Here is a 22,999-nt window from a genome sequence, read left to right as displayed (position 1 = left end):
ACTTGTTTCATATTAACGAATTTAAAAAACTGAGTGGTGTATCAGTTAGAACCTTTAGATATTATGACAAAATTGGACTTCTGAAACCTGTCTCAAAAACGGAAGGAGGTCATCGATTATACTCATACACTGAGTTAAAGAAACTTCAGCAAATACAATTCTTAAAAACTATAGGATTTCAATTAAGTGAGATCAAAATGATGCTAGAGTCCGAAGAATGGGATTGGTCGAACAGTCTAATGAAACAACTATCTTATGTTATTAGTGAACAGGACCGTCTTTCAAAGATAGAAACTAGTTTAAGGGAACTCATAAACGGTATAGCGATTGATGGAGAAGAATTTAGGATTAAAAAAATTATGGATTTATATAATAATCAGGATTCTAAAGAAGTATTAAAAAATAATCGAGATACATTAAATTTTAAAAACACAGAAGCACTAGAAAAACTTCCAAAAATGGGTAGTAGCGATCCAGACTCTTTAGAGTGGATTGCTTTAGTAGGGCAATTAAAAAAACATATGCACCTTGGTTATAGTAATACACGAATACAAAATATAATTAAGAGAATGGAAGTGAAAAAAGGTGAAGACTTTAATGACGAAGATGCTTTTTTAGATAAGCTTTGGGACATTAGAAAGTCACCTGAGGAATCCGAAAAATATAATTTATATCCAATGGATCAGGAAATCCTTAACTTTATGGAAAAGGCTTATATATATTATCTCGGACATAAATCATAGTTTTTTGAAATGTGGAGGGGAAAGATGGGAACAGATATATTAATTTATTTGGGTGGCTTAGCTCTTTTAGATACATTAAGCCCTACAATTATTGGTGTTACTTTATTTCTCATTTTAACAGACAAAAAAAATTTAACATCAAGATTATTTGCATATCTATTTACGGTTGCACTACTCTATTTTTCATTAGGTATCATCATGATGTTAGGCTTAAATTTTATTATAGAAACATTTTCTAACATTTTTCAAAATAAAATAGTTAGCTGGGTCATCTTTATAGTAGGGGTGATATTATTTACTGCTAGCTTTTTTATCCCTGCTAATAAACAAAGTAATATTCCGAAGCCTAAAACTCAAAGTATATTCTCGATTATTATTATTGGTATTACGACTTTTATGATAGAGGCAGGCATGGCTTTACCGTATTTTGCTGCTATTGGCTTACTAACGACAACGAATATGCCTTTTTATCAGTGGCTTCCAATTATAGCGGTATACAATATTATTATGGTTTTACCAGCTCTGCTACTATTTTTAGGATATAAATTGTTTGGAAAGTGGATAAACCCTACCTTAGTAAATCTTCGGAATAAAATATCGAGCAGTTCAAGTTCTACCTTATCCTGGATAATGTGTATAGTTGGGGTAATATTAATATTTTACACTAAAGATTATCTATAATGAATGAAACGGGTTTTAACACCGTTAATCACTTTGTGGAACTTAAAATGGTAGGGGGAGGTATTCGTCATGAGTGATAAATGGTTAGAATGGGCAAAGAAGATCCAATCAATTTCCCAAGCAGGATTAACTTTTTCAAAAGATGTCTACGATATTGAACGATATGAACAATTAAGAAGTTTAAGTGCCGAGATTATGAGAGAATACACCGGGTTAGAAATGAAAAAAATCAGGGATTTATTTACGAATGAAACGGGTTATCAAACACCTAAAGTGGATGTTCGAGGAGTAGTCTTTCAGAACAATAAAATACTAATGGTCAGAGAAAAAAATGATGATAAATGGTCTTTGCCAGGTGGTTTCTGTGATATAGGTTTGTCGCCTAGTGAAAACATTGTCAAAGAAATTAAAGAAGAAGCGGGTTACGATGTAGTCCCTACGAAATTACTTGCTTTATTGGATATGAATAAGCACCCGCATCCACCTCAACCTTATCATTATTATAAATTATTTGTTCAATGTGAGATTATTGGCGGGCATGCAAGAAATGGTTTGGAAACAAAAGGAGTAAAATTTTATCATGAAGATCATTTACCGAAGCTTTCTTTAGGGAGAAATACAAATACACAAATTAACATGCTTTTTGAATTTTTAAGGGACCCTTCTAAAGATACAATATTTGATTAATAGTGATAAGTTAATGGAAGCGTTGAATTTACTATGATAAACAATCGGCGGTATTTCAATATAATGGTGAAAGTCCAATTTCTTAATGATAATGTATAAGAAATTGGACTTTTACGTTTATAAAAATTTAATCATTGAATCCTTTACCTTCGAGAATGTGCGGCGTGTATTTTTCGATTCTTGATACTCTAGTTTTGGATTGTTTAGGTTGAGAAAAATGTAAAATATATGCTCTTTGTCGCCCTGGTGTTAAGCTTTCAAACGCCGTTTTTAAGGCAGGCATTTCATTAAATTTATTGTCAAGTTCTTCAGGAATGATGTATTCCTTATGCTCTTTCATCGGCACTTCTAAACCTGCTTTTTCAACTTCAATGGCTTCAAGTATATAATCTTTTATAATGGTTTCCATTCCAACTATTTCTTGAGCGCTAGTGAAACGAATTTGGCGCGCAGCCTGTACATTTTTCGTTTGCTGAATTAAAATCCCATGGGAATCCTTTAACAAGGCACCTTTGTGAAAAAGAAGCGCACAATAATCTTTAAATCCATGGATTAACACGACATTTTTGTTCTCAAGCGTGTAACAAGGATGCATCCATTTAAATTCTTCGGTCAGCTCACAGTCAAGAACGATATTTCTCAACACCGAATATTCTTCCTGCCACTTTTTAGCTTTGTTTAAAAATTCATCAACCTTCGGATTCATTTTGTTATTTGTCATCCAAAAAAACCCCTCTACTATCAGTAATTAATCGTTTAATCGATTTATCATAAAACAATATTTAGTGTCATGTCTAGCTAAAAATAGTGAGCTACGAATAGGGGGCTACTAAAATAATGCACTAAATAGATAAAATAGTTTCATGAGGGCATACGGATGGAAAATAAAAAGGATTGGGGCATTAACCCCAATCCTGCTCATTTACATATATTTTTTGTACAGCACGCTCGCTGATTATTATTTGCTCTAATGTAGCTCAGCAATAACCGTAATATACAAGTTACAAAATGGAGCTTGTTATCTAAAAACGTTGATATACCAACGTTTTGCGTTTAACTTAAACGCCTATCACTTTACATTCGGATAAATCATTGTCGCAGGGTCTACATATTCATCGAACTGCTCGTCTGTTAGTAACCCTGATGCAATTGCTGCTGCTTTTAATGTTGTGCCTTCTTTATGGGCTTTCTTCGCGATTTTAGCCGCATTTTCATAACCGATGTAAGGGTTTAAGGCAGTTACAAGCATTAATGAGTTTTGTAAGTTATGGTCAAGCACTTCTTTGTTTGGTTCAATTCCAACAGCGCAATGATTATTAAATGATTTCATTGTGTCTGCTAGTAGGCGAGTCGATTGTAAGAAGTTATAAATAATTACTGGCTTGAAGACATTTAGCTCGAAATTACCTTGGGAAGCGGCAAAGGCAATTGTTGCATCATTGCCAACGACTTGTGTAACAACCATTGTCATTGCTTCACTTTGTGTTGGGTTTACTTTACCAGGCATAATGGAAGAGCCTGGCTCGTTTTCTGGAATCGTAATTTCACCGATACCTGAACGAGGACCACTTGCTAACCAGCGAACATCATTGGCAATTTTCATCAAGTCAGCTGCAAGTGCCTTCAATGCGCCATGTGCGACAACGGCTTCATCATGACTTGTTAGTGCATGGAATTTGTTTGCGGCTGAAGTGAAATGTTTATCAGTGATGTCACTAATTTCAGCTGCTACACGCTCACCAAATTCAGGGTGTGCGTTAATACCAGTACCAACTGCTGTTCCACCAATCGCTAGTTCCTTCATATATTCAATATTTTGGACGATCATATGCTCAGACTTAGCAAGCATTGCTGCCCAGCCACTAATTTCTTGACCTAAAGTAAGCGGTGTTGCGTCTTGTAAATGAGTACGACCAATTTTAATAATGTCTTTGAATTTCTCTGCTTTGTCATCCAGTGTTGCTTTTAGTAAACGTAGACGTGGTAGTAAATAATCTTCTACCTTTAGCACTGCTGCAATATGCAAAGCTGTTGGGAAAGTATCGTTAGAGCTTTGAGATTTGTTGACATCATCATTAGGATGAATACGATCAGCTTCACCAGCATTTTGTAAAATTTGGTTTGCTCGGTGCGCAATTACTTCGTTTACGTTCATATTAGACTGAGTACCACTACCAGTCTGCCAAACTACAAGAGGGAATTGATCGTCCCATTGACCATTTAAAATTTCGTCAGCTGCTTGCACAATCGCATTTGCTTTAATATCTGAAAGTTTACCTAGTTTATTATTGGCGATTGCAGCACTTTTCTTTAAAATGGCCATTGCTTGAATTAGCTCAATTGGCATTTTTTCTGTACCGATTTGGAAATTTTCTTTACTGCGCTGTGTTTGAGCACCCCAAATTTTATCTGCAGGTACTTTAATTTCACCCATAGTGTCTTTTTCAATACGATAATCCATGTAAAACAGCTCCTTTATTTATGTAAATCTGTCCATTAATAATAATTAATTATGCATTGGCATAATTGTTTCCGATTCGGCTTTGTGCTTGCACAAAGGAGTTGAAAAACGGATATTCTTAGTCTGATGTAAGAATATCCGTTTGATACATGCTTATTTCAAAAAAATAGGGGGGATTCTGAATTAAGCATTTAGGAGAAAAGAAATAATCTACCGATAATGATAATCGTTATCAATTGAAAAGTCAAATATTTCGTTTTGAAATAATTATTCTCATTGAGAACAATTTGCAATGGGAGTTTTGTAGAGTTCGATTCCTGCTTTTAATAAGTTAAAACGCTACCATGAAATGATAGCGTCAGCACAATAAAAGGGAAGAGCTATCTCTTTTTCTTCCCAATTTCTTTTAATGGTTGTTTTTTAGGTACTTTTTCAAAAATGATACTTACGTGATAGTTGTGATCGTCCATCTGAGTAATCTGAACAATTTTTGCTTTACGTCCTTTAATTTTAATGTTTTCTTCGACAATAGGAAGACTTACTAGTAGTTGGCTTAAAACGGACGTCTTGTTTTCGTAAAAATGAGTTACATACATATTTTCTTCTCCTTATAACATGTTATTTAACGAAAAAAACGTGAGCTGTACCTTCCATTTAAACATGACATTAATTGTACTTATAGAATGAAGAGGGGGAGATTTTTTTCGGAGGTATTTGCAAGGTAGAAGGTTTTACACAATGTATGAGAAGAGCTTAAAATATAGAACATTTCAAAATGGTAGCAATGCTTTTAAGTGTTCTGCCAAGATACCATAAGAATCTTGGCAGAAGAAAAGAAATTTATGGACGGTGTTTGGATGCTTGTTTTGTTGTTTTTTGATTGTTGAGGTATGAGTAAACTGGTAGCAAGTAAGAAAAAGCCACAAGTGAAATTGGCTATGTAGTCATTAACGAAACAAACAATTGTGTTAAGAACATCGAAAAATCTAAATTAGAAATTAAGCGAAGATATTTTTACTCGAAAAAAATTTGATTTTATTTCAATCGTAAATGGCGAGTAAAAGCAATTAATAATAGTTTCTAACATATTCTGAATTGTCGTCATATTAATAATATTTTTTATTTTCTATATTTTACATTTGTTTTTCCTGATATTTCTATTAAACTACAAATAGATTAAATCCAAAGGAGGAATAAAATGAAAAAAATTACTTTTAAGTTGTTCTTTATGCTTATCTTTTGTTAGTTCCTATGAATGTTTTTGCTGAGGAGTCTTTAGGTGAATTTTCATTTGATCCAAGTAAGGTATCTCATCCTTATGACATGATCAACTCGAAAGGAGAAATCATTAAGTATGAAGAGTTTAATGACGGTATTTCACAATTAATCAATGAAATACCAAGCGTTCAAGGAACAGGTGAAATTTCTCCCGTTCAGATTGATTCCATATTGGAAGGTCACTCGTTTATCGATATCACACCACCACCAGTTGTTATTAATGATTCTACTGCTAGAGGACCATTACAAATATCACCACGGATTGTCATCGGTGACGATAGTAGAAAAAAAGTAGAGAATACTAAAGAAATGCCATATAGTGCAATTACGTATATTGAAATAAATTGGCCTGATGGAAAAGGTGGTTCTTGTACAGGTTCTTTAATCGGGAAAAACAAAGTCCTAACAAATGGACATTGTGTTATAAATCCAGAAACAAAAGAGACTATAACTAGTGCAAAGGTTTACCCTGGTGTAAGTAATAGTGTTGGATTATTTGGTTCTTATAATGTTAATGATTATTATGTAGCTGCTAATTGGGCTTCAACTGGTTCGAGCTCTGAAGACTTCGCTATTCTTGTTTTAGATGTATCAAAAGACAATAAACAGGCGGGAGATGTTGCAGGTACTTTTGGAATCAAACAGGTGAATAATCTTCTTAATCAAAATATCGGTATTTATGGTTATCCGGGAGACTTAATGGAGGCAAGTGGTGAAATTTCTCAATTTGGTACGAGAGGAAATATTACTAGAGAGGATGCATCTGTAGCCTTTTATACAATTGATACTGCACCAGGACAATCCGGTTTGGCATTGTTAAATACTGACAATCAAATTGTAGGTGTTCATAGAGGTTCATTCGTTATTAATGGGAACCCTATGAATGGAGGACCTAAGATGAACTCTTATATGTTTAAATTTGTTTCCAAAGCTTTAGAGTAAAATTACTAATATTGTAGACAAACTGAGAATTTCGGTTTGTCTATTTTTTCGGGAAATTGAAATAGAAAGCCTTCAATAAACTGGTCATTATTTCAGCTTTTTCAAGGAAAACTCTGATACCTATAGTTAGTATACACCTGTATAAATATATTGTTTTACTCCGAGGAATTAGGAATTGTAATAAAGATCCGTAAACAAAAAAACGAACCTATGGGAAGCTATTTCCTAAATCAACAAGTGATTGCTATAGGTATATTTATTGTAAGTACAAAATTAATATTAGCTATAGCGGGAAATAGCAGTTCAAAGTGGGTTGTTCTTTGTATGTTTTAAGATGAGATAAACAGTTTATGCTACTACAATGATTTTTGTAAATCGCTATTTTATGGCATAATTTTATTATTTTTTATTGCGACTTTCGACATATTTTTTATTTATTTCTCAGGAAATATTTCATATGAAATTGTAGCTGCGGAAATGTTTTAATGAACATCATTTAGTTTTTATAGCTTTGGATTAGGTACGGTTGTAGGGTGAGTGAAATGATGAGTTTATGACTTGTTCTAACTCGACTTTTTTGTGACCTATGAACTTTTTTTAAGTCCTTGATATCGTAGCTTATATTTGGAAAAAAGCATAATCGCGGTATAATAGTAGTAAGGGAGGAAACAAAATGTATTTAAAATCATGTAAGGTATTACAGGGTGATATTGAAGATAATGACCAGTATCCCTTTAATATACCAAGTTTGCAGGATTTACAAGAGCTAGAGTTTCCTACGAATGTGACCTTCTTTGTTGGGGAAAATGGCTCCGGGAAATCAACACTGTTGGAGGCAATTGCGGATCGCTGTGATTTTAATACAGCGGGTGGTGGTCGTCAAAATATATATGAAGTACATAAGGCGGAGTCTTCACTAGGGGAATATATCCGTTTGTCATGGATGCCGAAAGTGACGAATGGTTTTTTTCTACGATCGGAAACATTTTATCAATTTGCAAGTCATATTGATTTGATAGAAGATCCAAGAAAATATACCGCTTTTGGTGGTAAGTCTTTACATCATCAATCACATGGTGAGTCCTTTCTATCGCTATTTATGCATCGCTTTAAGGGGAAAGCTATTTATTTATTGGATGAGCCTGAAGCGGCATTGTCACCGACTAGGCAGCTTAGTCTTCTTAAAATTATGAAGGATTTGGAGCATGAGGCCCAATTTATTATCGCCACTCATTCACCTATTTTACTTGGCTATCCAAATGCGACAATCTATAGTTTTGATAATGGGGACATTGAGTCTATTCGCTATGAGGATACCATTCATTACATCGTTACGAAGCGCTTTTTAAATGCACCGGAATCCATTTTTTCAGAGTTATTTGATGAGGAGAGAGAATCATGAATCAACGTAAAGGCTTAGTCATGCGAGAAATACGATTAGATGAAATGGCACAGTCTATCGATTTGCTTAATTATGTTTTTCAAATGTCCATGTCCATTCATAAGGATCGTCGCTTTGTAAATGCCAAAAGTAAGCAATTTAATGAGGGGCATGCCATTGGTTGGTTCGATGGTTCGCATCTTGTATCTCAAATTTTAAGCCTACCTTTTGAGGTAAATGTCCATGGTAAGATCTATGAAATGGGAGGCATTACTGCGGTCGGAACGTACCCCGAATATTCTGGGCATGGATTGATGGAGAGCCTTATTATTGAGAGCCTGGAACGAATGCGCAATGAAGGACAAAGTATATCCTATTTATTTCCATATTCAATCCCGTATTACCGGAAAAAGGGCTGGGAAATTATGAGTGATATTGTGGAATTTCAGATTAAGGATACGCAGCTTCCTCACCATAAAGGCTTAAACGGTAAAATCCGCCGTGTCGATCCGAAGCATGAAGATGTTGTAAACATCTATGCACGTTATGCCAAAAAGACACATGGTGTCATGGTGCGAAATAGCATTGCTTGGAATGAAAAGTTTCAAGAAGATTTCTGGGAAGAAAAATTTATTGATAGTGATGTGAACCTTCAGGCAGCCGTATATTATGATGAGGATGATCTGCCACAGGGGTATATGTTTTACCGTATTATGGAGGAAAATTACTACATCGATGAGATTGTCTATTTGCAGGAAGAGGCGCGGAAAGGCTTATGGAATTTTGTCTCAGCACATAGCTCGATGATTTATAATGTCTATGGTAAAACAACTGGCAATGAAGCCGTTGCCTTTTTATTAGAAGATAGTGAAATTATTCAAAAAGTGTCCCCTTATTTTATGGCACGAATTGTCGATGTGAAAGAATTTCTACTTCGCTATCCATTCACGGGAAATGATTTTCAGCTTCGACTAGCTGTAACTGATCGCATTGTGGCATGGAATAATGGCACATTTGTCATCACAAAGCAAGATGGAAAAGTCACGGTAGAAATGGTGAGTGAGGTGCAGTCTGAAAATGCTGTTCAGCTAACGGTCCAAACTCTTGCCACGATGTTACTAGGTTATAAACGACCGAGCTATTTAGAAAAAATTGAGCGTTTACAAGGCAATGCCATTGAAATTGCATTACTAGAGACAGTACTACCAATTGGCATTCCAACGTTTATTGATTATTTTTAAGAAAAAACGGGATTTGTGCAGTGAGATGCTGTGCAGATCCCTTTTGTATGGATTCAGGGGGGAAATTGATCGGGACAGTGAGAGAACTGATCAGGTCCAAGTAAAACCTGCTCCGGTCAGTGAGAGAACTGATCAGGTCTGAGTGAAAACTGCTCGGGTAAGCGAAAGAACTGATCAGGTCCGAGTGGAAATTGATCGGGTCAGTGAGAGAACTGATCAGGTCTGAGTGAAAACTGCTCGGGAGCGAAAGAACTGATCAGGTTCGAGTGAAACCTGCTCGGGTAAGTGAGAGAACTGATCAGCTCCAAGTGAAACCTGCTCGGGTAAGCGAAAGAACTGATCAGGTCCGAGTGGAAATTGATCGGGTAAGTGAGAGAACTGATCAGGTCCAAGTAAAAACTGCTCGGGTAAGTGAGAGAACTGATCAGGTCCAAGTAAAATCTGCTCGGGTAAGCGAAAGAACTGATCAGGTCTGAGTAAAACCTGCTCGGGTAAGCGAAAGAACTGATCAGGTCCGAGTAAAACCTGCTCGGGTAAGCGAAAGAACTGATCAGGTCCGAGTAAAACCTGCTCGGGTAAGTGAGAGAACTGATCACGTCCAAGAAAAAACTGCTCGGGTAATCGAAAGAACTGATCCTGTCAGTGAAACAACTGCTTTGGAAAATTAATAATTTCCACTTCCTTATTAAGGAAACATCTACTTCGCTAAAATCGTTCCTTATATAAACAGATTGGGGTATACCGATGAACGAAACCGAGAAGCTGCAACGCAAGAAAGTATATAAACAAACTCTTCTAGTGCTACTTATTTGGATTTTGTTTTTTGCTAGTAATATAGGGTACGGTATTTACTGGTTATTTTTCGATTGGTCTAGATTTAAACAAGATTTGATTGCTGAATCTACATCGCCACAAGGAACTTATACGGTGAAAGCTTATGTTTCAGATGCTGGTGCGACGACTTCTTATACGGTATTGGGAGAATTAATTTTCAATCATGAAAAAAGAAAGTCTAAAAAAATATATTGGCAATATCGAAAAAATGAAGCTTATATTAAATGGAGCGACGATGATACGGTCAGTATTAACGGTGTGACATTGAATGTGCCTGAAGAAACATATGATTATCGAGAAAATAAGTAGCCATTACAATTGCAGATATGGCTATTTATTTTGTAATCCAAGCTTTTTTTAGTAGTTGCACACCGAGGATAAGTTCTTCCATTTTTAACTTACTAAAGCCTAATTGAATAATTGGAGCTGAACTTGTCTGTCGTAGAAAATAGGGGCTCGTTGGGTAGACCTTTACTCCGTATTGTTGTGCATTTTGAATGAGCTGTTCTTCTGAAAATTGGGTATGCACCTTGACCAAAATATAAAGTCCAGATTGCTCTCCAAGAATCATAATTTTTTCTCCAAATTGTTTGTTAATTTCCTCTACAAGTGTATTTATTTTATGTTTATAGGTGATACGCATTCTTTTAATATGTCGCGTCCATTCACCTTGTTCCATGAATTTCGCCATTGTTAATTGATGTAAGGACGAGGCGTTATGTTCAAAATGAGCAAATCGTTTTTTATATGGCTGAACAAGTGCTTTTGGTAGCACCATATAACTTAAACGAATCGCTGGTAAAAATGATTTTGAAAATGTTCCCATGTAAATAACACGTGACTTGTCGATGGAGGCGAGAGCAGGAAATGGCTGTTGTGTATAACGGAATTCACCATCATAATCATCCTCAAGTATATATCCATCGACGTTTTTGGCCCACTGAATTAATGCTTGTCGCTGCTGAATGCTCATGGAAACCCCATATGGGAAATGGTGAGAAGGGGTGACATAGAGTAAACGCGAATGTAAATGCGCTAAATGCTCAAGCTGCGCACCGCTTTGCAACACAGGTAATGTCTCTATACGAAAGTCATGTAGCTTGAACGCTTCTCGTGCACCGTTGTAGCCAGGGTCTTCTAAAATTACACTTTGGAAATCTTGCTTTAATAGAAAGCCTAAATAAATTAACATTTGTTGCGTACTACTACCGATAATAATGTCTTCTTTGTTTACATGAACCCCACGAGCTTGAAGTAAATAATGTACAAGCTGCTCCTTTAAAAGTGGCTCGCCGAAAGGGTCGCCATATTGATAGCACTCGTTTAAAGGTAACACTTGATTAGCCATTTGACGCCATATTTTTAAAGGGAAATGCTGCTGATCGACAGAGCCAGCACGAAAATCAATGTTGATATCTTCACGCTTACTTTTCGTACTTTGAGTAAAGCTTGGTCGTTCCTCTTGAAGAAACACTTGCTCAAAATCATTGACGAAATAGCCTTTGCGTCCTTTACCACGTATGTATCCTTCCGCTACGAGCTGCTCATAGGCAGTTAACGTTGTATTCCGACTGACATGTAAAGTTTCGGCTAGCCTCCGAATAGAAGGAAGAGAATCATCTGTTTTCAATGTCCCTTGTTCGATTAACAATTTGACCTGCTGATAAATTTGTTTATACTTTGCCTCTTCATCAGTGAATAAAAAAATAAAATCCTCCATAAAGCTCCTCCTTGACATGGTGAAATGTCTAGAACTGTTTCTTTTTAAATGTCAGTTTACTATTTATCATTATACAAGAATGACATATAAAAAAGGAATGGGGAGATAAGTGAATGGAGATTTGTACAGTAACTATAGCAACTGTTGGAGACGTGCTGCCATTATTTAATGCCTATCGGGAATTTTACGGTCAACAATCTGATTTAGAGCGGGCTAAACAGTTTCTATTAGAGCGCTTAAATAAGGAAGAGTCGGTCATTTTTCTAGCTTATATAAATGCGCAGCCAGTTGGTTTTGTTCAGCTCTATCCTACTTTTTCATCTGTTGCAATGAAAAAGGCATTTATTTTAAACGATCTATTTGTGGCCGAGCATGCTAGGAAACATGGTGTAGCACATGCCCTAATTGAACAGTGCTATTCGTATTGTGTACGAAACGATGGGCGTTATCTAGGTTTAGAAACAGCGACAGACAACGTGCGTGCTCAAAAACTATATGAAAAGCTCGGGATGAGAATTGATAATGGCGTATTTCATTATATTAAATATTGGTAAATAGAGGTTCGAATAATGACTGTAACCATCAAACAATTAACAACGGAGCAGGAGTGGTTGGATGCATATGCAGTTATCGTGCAGCTCCGTACGGAATTAACAGTAGAAAAGTATCTCCAATTGTTAAAGGAAATGACTCAAGATGGCTAAATGGTATTTGCATTATTTGAAAATAAGAAAATGATTGTTGTCACCGGATTAAGTTGGAGAGTCAATTTTTACAGCGAACGCCATATCTTTGTCTATGATTTAGTAACGGATGAGCAGTATCGTTCAGGAGGTTATGGTGAGAAACTTTTGCATTATCTTCATCAATGGGGCAAAGAAAATCGGGCGCACTATATTGCTTTAGAGTCAGGTATCCAAAGGAATAATGCACATCGCTTTTATGAGGATCGATTAGGATATGAAAAATGGTGCTATTCTTTTCGAAAAGCATTGTGATTAAGAAGGAATATGATTTTTTAAACCTCACACACTAATGTAAACATGAAGGAGGTTTATATGAAAGTAACGTTCAAAAAGCTTTTTCTAATAAGCATAGTTATGATGAGTTTTACACCAATTGGTTATGCAAATAATGTAATTCAACAACATGCAAATGGTGAGGAAGGACAGGTTGTTTACCATGTAAAGTACGATTATGCTGCTATTTGTAAAGTTCTTGGGATTACGCAAGAAGTGTATGATCAATATTGGAAAGAAGGACTTTCGATTGTCGATATGGCAAAAAGGGAAGGTATTGACCAACGTGAAATAATAAATTATTTTGTGACATTTCACTATCAAGAAATGCAAAAATGGCGAAAGAAGGGGGCGCTGAACGAACATCATTATTTTGATTTAGTTTATGAATTAAAAGATGAAATTACAGATTTTATTGAGCTAAATCCGAATAAAGAATGAAAACGACTAGTGTTTTTCTAGTCGTATTTTTTATGGATAAATAATGATTAACATTGAGTATTTAGTTATAAAAGTTAAATATTTAATGATTATCATTAAATAATCCTTGATTTTAACTCGGCTATTTAATATGCTTAACATTGAAGAAGGGCATCTAGAATAACGGCGGATTTCTCCATCCGAGAAGAACCTTTCACCATCGCTTGTCATACTTCATGTAAAACATTATGAACAGGGGGAAAAAATATGGTTTTGCAAAGTGTAATAGATGCAGTTTTTCAGGTCATTTTATTTTCAGTTATACTGTTTATTTGGTGGTTGAACTCAGCCAAAAAGGAGCAATCATTTTTTGCATGGCTCGGACTTCGAAAGCCTGTCATTGAAAACAAAGGAAATTATTTTTTATGGCTTTTAGTCATTATTGTTTTATTTTTCGGGCCACTTTTTACAATTACTTACTTTTACCTAGATAGTTCAATTTTAGCGTCAAATCGTTTTACAGGGCTTGGTTTTTCAGCACTCATTCCTGCACTTTTATATAGTATTGTTCAAACTGGATTGTCAGAGGAATTGTTCTTCCGAGGCTTTTTACTGAAAAGATTCATGCATAAGTTTGGTTTTCAAATAGGAAATATCGTGCAAAGTTTATTATTTGGTATTTTACATGGTTGGATGTTTTACTCTTATATTCCTTTTGGAGTTGTCATGTTAGTTGTTTTAGCAACTGGTTTTGCAGGATATTTAATGGGGTGGATCAATGAAAGAAAATCTAATGGCTCCATCATAACAAGCTGGGGCATACATGGCATTGGCAATCTGTTGGCCTCCTTTATGGCCATGTTTAATGTACTCTAAAATGCATTGCCGATTTGCATTTCATCATGTTCGATTGCATAATAAAGCAGAGGAGTGAAAGAAATGCAATTTATCGAGCAAGTTGTAAAAGGATGCTTGATTATCGGTTTAATATTAATGGGAGGGCGTATTATCACTGCCATATGCCATTATTATAATATAGCATTTACGACCTTTTTCGTTGATTATCATGTCGCCTCACTCGCTATACTAATAATAGGTATTATAGGAACAGAGATCCTTAATAGACGAAAAAGGAAGGGACGAGCATAAATGACGGAATGGCCAAAGGGTGTAGCGAAGCCTGCTATACGTGCATTAAATGCGGCAGGATATACACGATTAGAGCAATTGGAAAAGGTTGATTTATGGACGTTAAAAAAATTACACGGGATGGGACCGAAAGCATTAGCGGCCATTGAAGTAGCACTAAATGAAAGTAGGGAGAACTGTGAATAAACTAACATTATTATTACTGGCAATGGTTGTTTATTATATCCTTGTTGTTCTCGTAATTAGCAAGTTATTTATTATTCCCCTCATGAAATTTATGGCGCTTATATTCTTCCTTGGAGCAGGCTTTATTTTTTCTCGAAAAATGCGAAGGAAATTACAATAGGTAGAATTATGAAAATTACATAACTAGCCATATTTTATTTGGTCATATTTATGTTGGCACTATTACTATCACTAGCTGGGGTTCGCCCATCTATTTCACTTGGCATTATTATCCTAATCGCGATTGCAATGATTTATAGATATATACATATTGTATTGTGGACTAATAATATGAAATTGGTAGATAAGTTAGTAAAAGATCGCAAGAACCATCTTTTTTTGCCTACCTATATGCAGTTGCTTATGGTACAAAGGAAGACCAGATACACTCATTAGAAACAGCAATTGTAAAGTATAAGCAGCCAGCAATGAAATATAACTGTAAATTTATTAAGGCGATCATGGAAGAGAATTTAGAGGAAGCAAAGGATGCGGCAAATAAAATAAATAAAGAGCCATTAACTGGCTATGCAAAATGTTATATTGCTGCACTTGAAGAACGAACAACAGACATGCGAAGCGATCAGCTCACAAAGCCGTGGATGCAGCCAGCAATTGAAGTGGTTTATGCGCACAAGGTGAAAAATGAAACCGCGTTTGATCAGTATCAGAAAGAAAGCATTGCCTTTGCGCGCGGCGTACAAAAATATGTATTAATACATACCTACGAACAGATGAAAATGGATCTGTAAAAAATATAGGCTACTTGATGCTATTTGACATCAAGTAGCTTATTTTTTTTTGTAGATTTGAAATAAAGTATGTTCAATGCGCCCGATTAAAAAATGCCTCTAAGCATTTCGATAATTTGCAAACATAATATCATCATAATCTTATCAAATTGGGGCATACCCAATTTTTCTGCAATCATAAGCTCAGCCTGCCTGTCATAGTCAACTCTAATAAATTGAATGGCATCGTGTCGTTCATAATGAAAGAGCAAAGAAACCCCTTTAGACAAAACATATCTAAAGGGGCAAAACGATGCAACTTTTTGATAAACAGATATTTTAATTCTACATTTTCTGTTATTTATCACCCATTAGTACAGCGGATCGTATGCTCTATTTCTCTTTATTCAATAAAACCCCACGCACAATCCCCATTATAAATATTGTACTTAGTACAAATAAAAATACATAAGCATGCCACTGCTGTAAAATGCGATCATGTCCTAATGCAACTGTTAAATCATTGAATAGTGAGTATGTAAAGTATAAGAGTATACTATTTTTGATGAGACAAAAGGTAATGATTCCATTTTGTCGCTGGATATGAGATAAGGTAGGCTTATTTTTACGTAGAGTAGGATAAGCTGCTTTCATCTCTAAGTATTGTAAAAGCAAAAATAGCATTAAGGCAATGAAAGGTAAATAAAAAATGGTGATTTTCGGGCCAAATTGTGCATGTTCACTCTTAAAGCTTTGCAAAACCGGTATAGAAGCGGGGAGCTTATTGTATTGGATTAGTGTTGCCGTAATGCCAGCTAAAAAAATAGTCGCAACAATAAGCGTTAGCGATTTACAAAAGCGTGGTGTAGGTGTTTTTTGTTGTTCTAGCATTTGTTCACCTCATAGTTTAATTAAAAAAGTGCAGTCTGTTATACTGTATCATAAGAATACCACCATGTGTGACATAGAAAGAAGGGTTAGATGGAATACTTGTTGTTTTTACTAATTGGAATCATCGGCAACATCATTGGCACCTTAGTTGGAGGTGGCGGGTTAATAACATTACCGACAATGATGCTAGTAGGGGTACCAGTCCATTCAGCGATCGGTGCGAATAAGGTTTCTAATATGGTCAGTGCCTTTTCAAGCTTTTACACAATTTATAAAAGAAAAGAAATTTTATGGTCAGAAATGCGTTCAGTATTACTTGTTTCCTTAATAGGTGGTACACTTGGAGGTCTGTTTGCATCATTTATGAGCAGTCACACATTAACGTTTATCGCCATCATTTTATTAGGCTTTGCCCTTGTTATGTCCTTTTTAGGTGGGGCTGAATTTGGAGAAAAAGAAAGCTTTACAATGAATCATAAAAACGGTCCAATCCTTTTAGGGGTTGGTTTTTATGATGGCATGTTCGGCCCTGGTAGCAGTACGTTGGCACTTTATACATATGCACATGAGAAAATCTCTTATATGAAAGCAGTAGGTTTGTCGCGTGTAGGTGTTTTTGCGATGTGCTCAGGAGCTTCGATTACGTATATTTCCACAGGAAAAATTGATTGGCCGTTGACAATCGTATTAATGATTGGTTCTGTAATCGGTGCACAAATAGGCATTTTCCTTGCCAGAAAGGTTAAGGCAAATCAAGTAAAGCTATTGCTGCGAATTGTAACCATTGTGCTGATCGTACAGCTCGTCTATGATTTTATCTTTATTCAGTAGAAGATTTACCTACGAAGGTGATGAGATAAATAGAGATGTAATTTCTTTTCAGTAAGTATCCAAACATCTACTGAAATAGAGGAACTCAGTCTAAGAACGCCACGTCCTGTGGCAACGACTGAGTGACCAACATCATGCTGGCCCAAAGCCTCCGGCGGATGTCACGTATTTTGAGAGGAACGAATTGTGCGAACACAATTCAAAATCCAGACGCAATTACGCCAAGGCGAAATTGATAAAACAGATTTAAGGAGGCGATATGATGTTTGAAATCACACCTTATCCATCTTTTTCGTGGTCACTATCACGTCATAAAACGTTAACAAGCTGTGCACGGAAATATGGCTATGAATATTATTTTTCTCATAATGGCTGGCTCAGTTACAATGTGGAGCCATATCATCAACATGTCTATCGCTTAAAAAAGCTTCAATCGATGCCGATTTTATTTGGACAAATCGTCCATCATTTAATAGAACAATCGATCAATGATTATTTGCAAACCCGCGAGATTCCGACTGTTGCTGAACTTGTAAATCGTGCACGTGGCCAACTTAATGCCGCTTTTATCGATTCTACACGACATGTAGATTTATGGAGACATAAGCCTAATAAATTTCATATGATGCAAGAAATTTATTACGAAGGGAAGTTGAATCCTGAACTGGTACAGGACTATAAGGAGCGCATGACGGCTGTGTTTGACAACTTTCTTAATAGTGCAACGTTCCAGCAAATTACCGCACAAAAAGGCTCTCTACGAATCGGTGAGCCTGAACAATTTCGTTCCATGAAAATCGAGGGTGTACAAGTTTTTGTCGTAATGGATTTTCATTATTATGATGAGATAGCAGACAAGTGGATTATTATCGACTGGAAAACAGGGGGAGAGTCCGATGATGATCGCCAACAATTAGCACTCTATGCTTACTATATTCAGCAGAAATATCGAGTATCTCTTGACCAGATTGATGTTTATAATGAATATTTATTAACAGGCAAACGAAAAAAATACGCCTTTACAGCATTTGATATGGACAATATTTTACATACGTTTCAGCGAAGTGTGTTAGAAATGAAAAAATATCAGGCGGATATTTTCTCGAATGAACCCGTGGACTTTGAGGAATTTGAGCAAACCACTGAAAAATGGCACTGCAAAGGATGTAATTTTAAAGAATTATGTGTGCAGAATTGATTTTGAAAATGGAGCTAGTGAACAACTAAATTAAATCATCAAAATAGTCACTAGCTTTATTTTTATCTTTACTAGTTAAATGACTATAAATGTTAATCGTCATTTTTATATCAGAGTGACCTAATTGTTCTTGAATAATCTTAAAGTTGACATTTTTACTAACCATATAAGAAGCATAGGAAGGGCGTAAAGCATGAAAATTTAATTTAGGAAGATTGTATTTCTCAAATTAAAGCTATACAACGTAATCAATTAGTGAACATTATGTATGTAGCAAAAGATTGTTCCATAACAAAAAGGCGTGTAAAAGTCATTAAAATTGTGGGTGATTCATTTCAAGCTTACTGTTTCAATAGACAGGCAAAACGTACAGTTATGATTGATAGTGTATTGGCAGTTGTTCCAGTCTTCCACAAGGAGCGAGAAGTTGTATGATGAATCCTGAACAGAGGCAATTATTTCATAAATTCTTGTTACTAGATATGGCTGTTCAATCCTTACAACGCGATTTCTCTGTAATTGAAAATCTGAAAATGAGTAAAGTTTATTTACCGATTCTTGAAAGGTTACTAAAAGACATAACCCAAGAATATTACGATTCAAAAAGGTCGCTGGCAAAAGAAAAAATAAGATTAATAAAGCTAGAAAAGATAGACGAACATTTTACAGATGTGCATGTAGCTACAGCAGGAAATGATGTAGTTCTTCGATATGCTAATATGGCACTAAAAACGAAGGTTGAAAATTTATTATTGAGTCACCAAAATAAATAACCAGGCGCTCATTGCAATTGAGTACCTGGTCTTTTTACGTTTAATATTCTCTTACTTCAAATGAAGTAATCTTATCATGTACGATATATTCTGTTACTTTTTTATAAGGTGAAATTGTTTTTGAAAATTTGAATGTCGAAGTACCTTGTGCACTTTCAAACCAATTTAAGTAATTGTTTAAAACGGTATTTGTAACATCATATTCTTTTGTTATGCCGTTCACCAATGTGATACTTAGAATAGCATTCGATGATTCATTGTTAAATTTTTTAACGATAATTGTAGCAGTCGCAACTAGTTCAGTGTTTTCGACCTTAGCAGTAATAATTGCTTCACCTTCACGAATGGCAGTTACATTACCATTTTGATCTACAGTTGCAATTGATTCATCACTAGATGACCAAATTACTTTTGCTGTATCAGGTGTAACCGTTGCTATTAACTTATCTTGACTAGCTTCTAGAAGTTCTAATACATTATTATTTAATGAGATTGATTCAGGTTTTGGTGATGTTGAAATTTTTTCCATCATTTGTAGTTCTGATATTGCTGTATTTACGGCATGATATGTGCTATTAGTAAGTGTAATGTTAACCCTGTACTTGTTATAATAACTAGAATTTTCAAAAGTGAAGCTTTGTTTTGGATTCTTTCTCCAATCGTCTACTGTAACGTCGCTATGAGAATCTAATACTATCCAATTTGAACCGTCCCACGCCTCAAATGTCCATGTATTTGGAAAAAGTTCTGGCCAACTTCCTTGATTATTCATTACATATTTACTAATTGCTTTTGGACTTGAGAATTCATAGGCTAACCACCCAGTTTTTTCGGGCGTTCCCCAAGCATAATTCGCATTGCCACTATTATAATATTCTATACCATCAAATGCTTTCCAACTAGGTGTTTCAACATGGTTACTTGAAGATGATGCTTTACCAAACTCTGATTCATCCGATGACATTTTAGGTATTAAATTTTCTGAATACCCATCTTCAGCTTGGGCATCTTCAACGCTAAAACTTACTATTGCTAAAAGAATTAATGTTAGATAAATAAAACTTTTCTTAAATAAATTAATCACTTATGTATCCTCCCTTTTCAAATCAAACTTGTAACATCTATTTTTATGTAACCTCCTTAAATAACAACTTTAACCATTTGTAATCTTATTTACCATAATAAAAATCGTTTATTTTTGACAAAAAGTCACTCATTTGAGCGACCTTTGGTGTGCCTTTAAGAATATTTAGTGTGGAAGACATTATTTATTTTAAGTTATCAATCGCCTATTGAGCTTCTTCTGGAGTAAATTTTTCTCCGTTAATTGAGCTTTTTTCAATGCATTACCTTTCCGATCGAATACAATGTTATCTATTGCGAATTGTGCAGCATCCGCAGGGAATTTTTCTCCATATTCAGAAGTCAATTGGTCATAAATACCTGCTTTTGACATTTGCATAGTCGAAGCATACCGTTCAGCTTTTTGAAATGCTAATTTATGTTCACATAACGCATTTTCTATTTTAGCCTTAGCCTCTGCTTCCTCTTTAGCTTATTGTTCAGCTAATGCTTTTTCTTCCTCTGTTTCTTTTTCTATTATTAAACCATATTACTGAATAGTGTTTAATTTTCCTTCTGTAAAGATAAGTGATACAGAAGAATCTTTTTCTATTCCATTTTCCCCGTCATACTCCAAAATTAATGTTAGATTATCATTTTCTTTTTCATCTGGATTTTTTGGTGTGGCACCCACGATTTTTTATACTTCATCCAAATTCATTCCATTTTTTAATTTGTTAAATTCATCTGGTGTAACTATAGTAGGTTTATCATCAAGTGATTTCGCTACAGTTTTTACCTTTTTTGTAATTTTCAGATGTACCACTTGGGTCTGAAGTCATGCCGAATCTAATAAAAGATACAACCATTATGCCACCAGCAATACCTGCAGTAAGAACTATTTAACAAAGCAGAGGCAAATGTCATACCTAACTAGGTGTTGCTTTTTATTATGCTCATATTTCTTGTCATTACAATCCATTCTATAGATAGATGGGAGGTGTTGACTTATGGAGTATGAGTATAAAGTGAAGTTTTACTATAACGAAGGTCATGAAGAAGAGTATAAAATCAAAAATAATATTGAACAAGAAACATTTACGGAAGAAATTTCTAATGGGTTCAATGAGAAGCCTTGGTATTCATTTACTGAAACAGAACATTATAAAACGATTTTAATTAGTACTATAGATGTTTACAAAGTTGTAGTAGAAAAAAACATTTTAGAATTTGATTAATCAAATGTATGGAGTCACATCTTCTAAAAAGATGTGGCTTTTTTTCTTTGAAAGGATGAAATAATTTTTAAGTGCGCTGTTATAAAGGTAGGTTAATTTCAAAATTTATATAGAATCAATTTTGCCATTAAAGCGCAAGAAAAATAACTGTTTCAATCAAAAAAAATTTTAATATACAAATGTTTCATACATGATAGAAATTAGAGAGGCGATGTCATCATTGATAGCTTCAATGTGGATTCGATTCGTTAAATTTGTATTTGTACTATCTAAATTTCTAAAGTTAGTTGTCACGAAGTTTTTTTCGATTCAACAACGTTGAAATAAAAAATATACAATAAACAAAGTGAAACCCAAGTACTCAATAAAATTTTGCGCCTAAGCTTCACTTTATTTATGAAACGTAAGAGAACGTCCAGAATGGTATAAATAAGAACATTCTTCTACACTGTTAAGAAAGATGCAATTACTCCAATAACGAAATGAATCACTCTATTCCCACCAATGCTTCAGTTCTGTGAAGCCTACATCCCATAGCAATATATTACCTGTGATCATAATGGTCATTTCTTTAGCTTCGTAATATAACGGAATTTCTAATGGCATTTCAATTGTTTCGGATTCTTCTTTCAAATTCACTTCATTTTTTTTGAATATTACTTTTCCGTCCGTAATTATGGTCACTTCACCTTTGAAATCCTCTTGATCAGGAATGCCAATGTTTAGAAAAAATAGTAGCTCCTCTTTATCTTCAATAGTATAAGTATAGGTTTTGGTAGTATTTTCATTATTACTATATAAATTGAATTGAGGTTCTATTTTATGTCCAGCTACAGTGAAAGTCGGTACTTCGTTCGTTAGTGGTTTAGTTCCTGTGACTTCTTTAATAACATGCAATGGTTGTACCGGACTAACTCGTTTATCTAAAACTTCAGAGACAATTATCACGCCAACTAACAGTATAATGGCAGTTATGGATGAAGCAATGAGCTTTTTTATAGTCAGGTTTGAAGTGAACCCAACTTTGTATACAACATATCCAATTGTTGCACCTATACTATTTGAAATAACATCATTTACATCAAAAGTCCCGAGATACGCTAAAGATTGAATCGTTTCCAATCCAAGAATCACAATAATGAACCATCCTATAAATTTTTTATAATTAATTTGATTGAGTAAAGGAAATAAGATACCAAAGGGGATAAATGCTGCTATATTTCCGAAATCGTATAACCAAGAAAATGTAAATCTAGGGAAATTCAAAGGAACGCCTGATGGGACGAGCAGAAATTCGTAGCCGGCGCTTTTGTATTCTTCATAACCGTCAAGACGATTAAAGCCTAAGAACATGAAGTATAAGGTCAGACCTGTGTAAAGAAAAGTAATCACCATAATTAAATTTCGTTTTTTCATATTTTTATCTCCTTTTCATACGATACCGCTTGTCATTGTACGAACTACCTTTGGTCCTTAACTTTGAGATTGCCTATA

Annotated in this window: 31 protein-coding genes and 1 pseudogene; 20 read left to right on the top strand and 12 right to left on the bottom strand. The window is 35.0% G+C overall.

Annotated features, from left to right (window positions below):
• Positions 1 to 2 precede the first annotated feature (2 nt).
• From ABNX05_RS03940 to ABNX05_RS03930, 3 genes are all read left to right on the top strand, one after another.
• On the top strand, positions 3 to 743 hold the full coding sequence (locus tag ABNX05_RS03940; protein WP_349658520.1) for a MerR family transcriptional regulator: 741 nt from the start codon (positions 3 to 5) through the stop codon (positions 741 to 743).
• A gap of 24 nt (positions 744 to 767) precedes the next feature.
• Positions 768 to 1,424 carry a GAP family protein gene (locus tag ABNX05_RS03935; RefSeq protein WP_349658519.1) on the top strand — a complete coding sequence of 219 codons (657 nt, stop codon included), beginning with the start codon at positions 768 to 770 and terminating at the stop codon, positions 1,422 to 1,424.
• A 69-nt stretch (positions 1,425 to 1,493) separates the two neighbouring features.
• Complete coding sequence (locus tag ABNX05_RS03930; protein ID WP_349658518.1) at positions 1,494 to 2,111, top strand: NUDIX hydrolase; 618 nt, start codon at positions 1,494 to 1,496, stop codon at positions 2,109 to 2,111.
• 127 nt (positions 2,112 to 2,238) lie between these two features.
• On the opposite strand, the gene ABNX05_RS03925 is transcribed toward ABNX05_RS03930, so the two are convergent.
• From ABNX05_RS03925 to ABNX05_RS03915, 3 genes are all read right to left on the bottom strand, one after another.
• A complete protein-coding gene (locus tag ABNX05_RS03925) occupies positions 2,239 to 2,832 on the bottom strand; it encodes a YdeI/OmpD-associated family protein (protein WP_349658517.1) in 594 nt (197 codons plus the stop codon).
• Between the two features lie 348 nt (positions 2,833 to 3,180).
• Positions 3,181 to 4,572, bottom strand: a complete 1,392-nt coding sequence (fumC, locus tag ABNX05_RS03920) for a class II fumarate hydratase (RefSeq protein ID WP_349658516.1) — start codon at positions 4,570 to 4,572, stop codon at positions 3,181 to 3,183.
• A gap of 380 nt (positions 4,573 to 4,952) precedes the next feature.
• On the bottom strand, positions 4,953 to 5,168 hold the full coding sequence (locus ABNX05_RS03915; protein WP_349658515.1) for a hypothetical protein: 216 nt from the start codon (positions 5,166 to 5,168) through the stop codon (positions 4,953 to 4,955).
• Between the two features lie 655 nt (positions 5,169 to 5,823).
• Here ABNX05_RS03915 and ABNX05_RS03910 point away from each other — a divergent pair.
• The 4 genes from ABNX05_RS03910 to ABNX05_RS03895 all read left to right on the top strand — a co-directional run bounded on the left by ABNX05_RS03910 (position 5,824) and on the right by ABNX05_RS03895 (position 10,557).
• Positions 5,824 to 6,792, top strand: a complete 969-nt coding sequence (locus ABNX05_RS03910) for a trypsin-like serine peptidase (RefSeq protein ID WP_349658514.1) — start codon at positions 5,824 to 5,826, stop codon at positions 6,790 to 6,792.
• A gap of 673 nt (positions 6,793 to 7,465) precedes the next feature.
• Entirely contained in the window at positions 7,466 to 8,194 is a 729-nt protein-coding gene (locus ABNX05_RS03905; RefSeq protein WP_349658513.1) for an AAA family ATPase, read from the top strand.
• Positions 8,191 to 9,414 (top strand): GNAT family N-acetyltransferase, encoded by a 1,224-nt coding sequence (locus tag ABNX05_RS03900; protein WP_349658512.1) that lies wholly within the window; start codon positions 8,191 to 8,193, stop codon positions 9,412 to 9,414. The genes ABNX05_RS03905 and ABNX05_RS03900 overlap by 4 nt, the downstream gene beginning before the upstream one ends.
• Positions 9,415 to 10,158: 744 nt before the next feature.
• Positions 10,159 to 10,557: a DUF5412 domain-containing protein gene (locus ABNX05_RS03895; protein ID WP_349658511.1), complete on the top strand. Its 399-nt coding sequence runs from the start codon at positions 10,159 to 10,161 to the stop codon at positions 10,555 to 10,557.
• A gap of 25 nt (positions 10,558 to 10,582) precedes the next feature.
• On the opposite strand, the gene pdxR is transcribed toward ABNX05_RS03895, so the two are convergent.
• Positions 10,583 to 11,968: a MocR-like pyridoxine biosynthesis transcription factor PdxR gene (gene pdxR, locus ABNX05_RS03890; protein WP_349658510.1), complete on the bottom strand. Its 1,386-nt coding sequence runs from the start codon at positions 11,966 to 11,968 to the stop codon at positions 10,583 to 10,585.
• A 113-nt stretch (positions 11,969 to 12,081) separates the two neighbouring features.
• Between pdxR and ABNX05_RS03885 the strand changes: the two genes are divergently transcribed.
• The 8 genes from ABNX05_RS03885 (at position 12,082) to ABNX05_RS03850 (ending at position 15,533) form a co-directional block, all read left to right on the top strand.
• Positions 12,082 to 12,522, top strand: coding sequence for a GNAT family N-acetyltransferase (locus ABNX05_RS03885; RefSeq protein WP_349658509.1), 441 nt, complete (start codon positions 12,082 to 12,084; stop codon positions 12,520 to 12,522).
• Between the two features lie 15 nt (positions 12,523 to 12,537).
• Entirely contained in the window at positions 12,538 to 12,672 is a 135-nt protein-coding gene (locus ABNX05_RS03880; protein WP_349658508.1) for a hypothetical protein, read from the top strand.
• Positions 12,673 to 12,966, top strand: coding sequence for a GNAT family N-acetyltransferase (locus ABNX05_RS03875; protein ID WP_349658507.1), 294 nt, complete (start codon positions 12,673 to 12,675; stop codon positions 12,964 to 12,966).
• A gap of 60 nt (positions 12,967 to 13,026) precedes the next feature.
• Entirely contained in the window at positions 13,027 to 13,428 is a 402-nt protein-coding gene (locus ABNX05_RS03870) for a hypothetical protein (RefSeq protein WP_349658506.1), read from the top strand.
• Positions 13,429 to 13,674: 246 nt separating this feature from the next.
• Positions 13,675 to 14,283 (top strand): CPBP family intramembrane glutamic endopeptidase, encoded by a 609-nt coding sequence (locus tag ABNX05_RS03865; protein ID WP_349658505.1) that lies wholly within the window; start codon positions 13,675 to 13,677, stop codon positions 14,281 to 14,283.
• A 63-nt stretch (positions 14,284 to 14,346) separates the two neighbouring features.
• Entirely contained in the window at positions 14,347 to 14,556 is a 210-nt protein-coding gene (locus ABNX05_RS03860; protein WP_349658504.1) for a hypothetical protein, read from the top strand.
• Positions 14,557 to 14,742, top strand: coding sequence for a helix-hairpin-helix domain-containing protein (locus tag ABNX05_RS03855; protein ID WP_349658503.1), 186 nt, complete (start codon positions 14,557 to 14,559; stop codon positions 14,740 to 14,742). It abuts the gene before it with no gap.
• A gap of 467 nt (positions 14,743 to 15,209) precedes the next feature.
• Positions 15,210 to 15,533: a hypothetical protein gene (locus tag ABNX05_RS03850; RefSeq protein ID WP_349658502.1), complete on the top strand. Its 324-nt coding sequence runs from the start codon at positions 15,210 to 15,212 to the stop codon at positions 15,531 to 15,533.
• Positions 15,534 to 15,619: 86 nt separating this feature from the next.
• Here ABNX05_RS03850 and ABNX05_RS03845 read toward each other — a convergent pair whose 3' ends face one another.
• Both ABNX05_RS03845 and ABNX05_RS03840 read right to left on the bottom strand, forming a co-directional pair.
• Positions 15,620 to 15,802, bottom strand: coding sequence for a hypothetical protein (locus ABNX05_RS03845; RefSeq protein ID WP_349658501.1), 183 nt, complete (start codon positions 15,800 to 15,802; stop codon positions 15,620 to 15,622).
• 103 nt (positions 15,803 to 15,905) lie between these two features.
• Positions 15,906 to 16,403, bottom strand: a complete 498-nt coding sequence (locus ABNX05_RS03840; RefSeq protein WP_349658500.1) for a DUF1648 domain-containing protein — start codon at positions 16,401 to 16,403, stop codon at positions 15,906 to 15,908.
• Positions 16,404 to 16,493: 90 nt separating this feature from the next.
• On the opposite strand from ABNX05_RS03840, the gene ABNX05_RS03835 reads away from it, so the two are divergent.
• Positions 16,494 to 17,234 carry a sulfite exporter TauE/SafE family protein gene (locus ABNX05_RS03835; RefSeq protein WP_349658499.1) on the top strand — a complete coding sequence of 247 codons (741 nt, stop codon included), beginning with the start codon at positions 16,494 to 16,496 and terminating at the stop codon, positions 17,232 to 17,234.
• A gap of 259 nt (positions 17,235 to 17,493) precedes the next feature.
• Positions 17,494 to 18,432 carry a PD-(D/E)XK nuclease family protein gene (locus ABNX05_RS03830; protein ID WP_349658498.1) on the top strand — a complete coding sequence of 313 codons (939 nt, stop codon included), beginning with the start codon at positions 17,494 to 17,496 and terminating at the stop codon, positions 18,430 to 18,432.
• A gap of 25 nt (positions 18,433 to 18,457) precedes the next feature.
• On the opposite strand, the pseudogene ABNX05_RS26350 reads toward ABNX05_RS03830, so the two are convergent.
• Positions 18,458 to 18,631 (bottom strand): annotated as a pseudogene (locus ABNX05_RS26350) (tyrosine-type recombinase/integrase); the annotation flags it as partial.
• Between the two features lie 65 nt (positions 18,632 to 18,696).
• Here ABNX05_RS26350 and ABNX05_RS03825 point away from each other — a divergent pair.
• Positions 18,697 to 18,867 (top strand): transcriptional regulator, encoded by a 171-nt coding sequence (locus ABNX05_RS03825; protein ID WP_349658850.1) that lies wholly within the window; start codon positions 18,697 to 18,699, stop codon positions 18,865 to 18,867.
• Positions 18,864 to 19,205: a YhjD family protein gene (locus ABNX05_RS03820; protein WP_349658497.1), complete on the top strand. Its 342-nt coding sequence runs from the start codon at positions 18,864 to 18,866 to the stop codon at positions 19,203 to 19,205. The genes ABNX05_RS03825 and ABNX05_RS03820 overlap by 4 nt, the downstream gene beginning before the upstream one ends.
• 40 nt (positions 19,206 to 19,245) lie before the next feature.
• Here the strand turns inward: ABNX05_RS03820 and ABNX05_RS03815 are convergent, their stop codons facing one another.
• The 4 genes from ABNX05_RS03815 to ABNX05_RS03800 form a co-directional block, all read right to left on the bottom strand.
• Positions 19,246 to 20,289 carry an Ig-like domain-containing protein gene (locus ABNX05_RS03815; protein ID WP_349658496.1) on the bottom strand — a complete coding sequence of 348 codons (1,044 nt, stop codon included), beginning with the start codon at positions 20,287 to 20,289 and terminating at the stop codon, positions 19,246 to 19,248.
• Between the two features lie 189 nt (positions 20,290 to 20,478).
• On the bottom strand, positions 20,479 to 20,661 hold the full coding sequence (locus ABNX05_RS03810; RefSeq protein ID WP_349658495.1) for an Ltp family lipoprotein: 183 nt from the start codon (positions 20,659 to 20,661) through the stop codon (positions 20,479 to 20,481).
• Positions 20,662 to 20,817: 156 nt separating this feature from the next.
• The gene (locus tag ABNX05_RS03805) at positions 20,818 to 20,961 is read right to left on the bottom strand and encodes a hypothetical protein (RefSeq protein WP_349658494.1); all 144 of its coding nucleotides are present in this window, start codon (positions 20,959 to 20,961) and stop codon (positions 20,818 to 20,820) included.
• Positions 20,962 to 20,967: 6 nt separating this feature from the next.
• A complete protein-coding gene (locus tag ABNX05_RS03800) occupies positions 20,968 to 21,093 on the bottom strand; it encodes a hypothetical protein (RefSeq protein ID WP_349658493.1) in 126 nt (41 codons plus the stop codon).
• Positions 21,094 to 21,277: 184 nt separating this feature from the next.
• Here ABNX05_RS03800 and ABNX05_RS03795 point away from each other — a divergent pair, with 184 nt between their 5' ends.
• Positions 21,278 to 21,505: a hypothetical protein gene (locus ABNX05_RS03795; protein WP_349658492.1), complete on the top strand. Its 228-nt coding sequence runs from the start codon at positions 21,278 to 21,280 to the stop codon at positions 21,503 to 21,505.
• Between the two features lie 492 nt (positions 21,506 to 21,997).
• Here the strand turns inward: ABNX05_RS03795 and ABNX05_RS03790 are convergent, their stop codons facing one another.
• Entirely contained in the window at positions 21,998 to 22,921 is a 924-nt protein-coding gene (locus ABNX05_RS03790) for a VanZ family protein (protein WP_349658491.1), read from the bottom strand.
• Between the last annotated feature and the right edge of the window lie 78 nt (positions 22,922 to 22,999).

It is taken from the genome of Lysinibacillus zambalensis, from assembly GCF_040183165.1.
GTDB classification, from domain to species: Bacteria; Bacillota; Bacilli; order Bacillales_A; family Planococcaceae; genus Lysinibacillus; species Lysinibacillus zambalensis.
This window is presented reverse-complemented; position numbering and strand designations above follow the sequence as displayed.

Coding starts and splice junctions, on each gene's coding strand:
- ABNX05_RS03900 (WP_349658512.1), top strand. CDS start 8,191: ATGAATCAACGTAAAGGCTTAGTCATGCGAGAAATACGATTAGATGAA.
- ABNX05_RS03895 (WP_349658511.1), top strand. CDS start 10,159: ATGAACGAAACCGAGAAGCTGCAACGCAAGAAAGTATATAAACAAACT.
- ABNX05_RS03885 (WP_349658509.1), top strand. CDS start 12,082: ATGGAGATTTGTACAGTAACTATAGCAACTGTTGGAGACGTGCTGCCA.
- ABNX05_RS03925 (WP_349658517.1), bottom strand. CDS start 2,832: ATGACAAATAACAAAATGAATCCGAAGGTTGATGAATTTTTAAACAAA.
- ABNX05_RS03850 (WP_349658502.1), top strand. CDS start 15,210: ATGAAATATAACTGTAAATTTATTAAGGCGATCATGGAAGAGAATTTA.
- ABNX05_RS03905 (WP_349658513.1), top strand. CDS start 7,466: ATGTATTTAAAATCATGTAAGGTATTACAGGGTGATATTGAAGATAAT.
- ABNX05_RS03915 (WP_349658515.1), bottom strand. CDS start 5,168: ATGTATGTAACTCATTTTTACGAAAACAAGACGTCCGTTTTAAGCCAA.
- ABNX05_RS03810 (WP_349658495.1), bottom strand. CDS start 20,661: ATGTCAAAAGCAGGTATTTATGACCAATTGACTTCTGAATATGGAGAA.
- ABNX05_RS03870 (WP_349658506.1), top strand. CDS start 13,027: ATGAAAGTAACGTTCAAAAAGCTTTTTCTAATAAGCATAGTTATGATG.
- ABNX05_RS03795 (WP_349658492.1), top strand. CDS start 21,278: ATGGAGTATGAGTATAAAGTGAAGTTTTACTATAACGAAGGTCATGAA.
- ABNX05_RS03790 (WP_349658491.1), bottom strand. CDS start 22,921: ATGAAAAAACGAAATTTAATTATGGTGATTACTTTTCTTTACACAGGT.
- ABNX05_RS03835 (WP_349658499.1), top strand. CDS start 16,494: ATGGAATACTTGTTGTTTTTACTAATTGGAATCATCGGCAACATCATT.
- fumC (WP_349658516.1), bottom strand. CDS start 4,572: ATGGATTATCGTATTGAAAAAGACACTATGGGTGAAATTAAAGTACCT.
- pdxR (WP_349658510.1), bottom strand. CDS start 11,968: ATGGAGGATTTTATTTTTTTATTCACTGATGAAGAGGCAAAGTATAAA.
- ABNX05_RS03840 (WP_349658500.1), bottom strand. CDS start 16,403: ATGCTAGAACAACAAAAAACACCTACACCACGCTTTTGTAAATCGCTA.
- ABNX05_RS03820 (WP_349658497.1), top strand. CDS start 18,864: ATGATGAATCCTGAACAGAGGCAATTATTTCATAAATTCTTGTTACTA.
- ABNX05_RS03880 (WP_349658508.1), top strand. CDS start 12,538: ATGACTGTAACCATCAAACAATTAACAACGGAGCAGGAGTGGTTGGAT.
- ABNX05_RS03860 (WP_349658504.1), top strand. CDS start 14,347: ATGCAATTTATCGAGCAAGTTGTAAAAGGATGCTTGATTATCGGTTTA.
- ABNX05_RS03865 (WP_349658505.1), top strand. CDS start 13,675: ATGGTTTTGCAAAGTGTAATAGATGCAGTTTTTCAGGTCATTTTATTT.
- ABNX05_RS03935 (WP_349658519.1), top strand. CDS start 768: ATGGGAACAGATATATTAATTTATTTGGGTGGCTTAGCTCTTTTAGAT.
- ABNX05_RS03855 (WP_349658503.1), top strand. CDS start 14,557: ATGACGGAATGGCCAAAGGGTGTAGCGAAGCCTGCTATACGTGCATTA.
- ABNX05_RS03825 (WP_349658850.1), top strand. CDS start 18,697: ATGTATGTAGCAAAAGATTGTTCCATAACAAAAAGGCGTGTAAAAGTC.
- ABNX05_RS03930 (WP_349658518.1), top strand. CDS start 1,494: ATGAGTGATAAATGGTTAGAATGGGCAAAGAAGATCCAATCAATTTCC.
- ABNX05_RS03875 (WP_349658507.1), top strand. CDS start 12,673: ATGGTATTTGCATTATTTGAAAATAAGAAAATGATTGTTGTCACCGGA.
- ABNX05_RS03830 (WP_349658498.1), top strand. CDS start 17,494: ATGATGTTTGAAATCACACCTTATCCATCTTTTTCGTGGTCACTATCA.
- ABNX05_RS03910 (WP_349658514.1), top strand. CDS start 5,824: ATGAATGTTTTTGCTGAGGAGTCTTTAGGTGAATTTTCATTTGATCCA.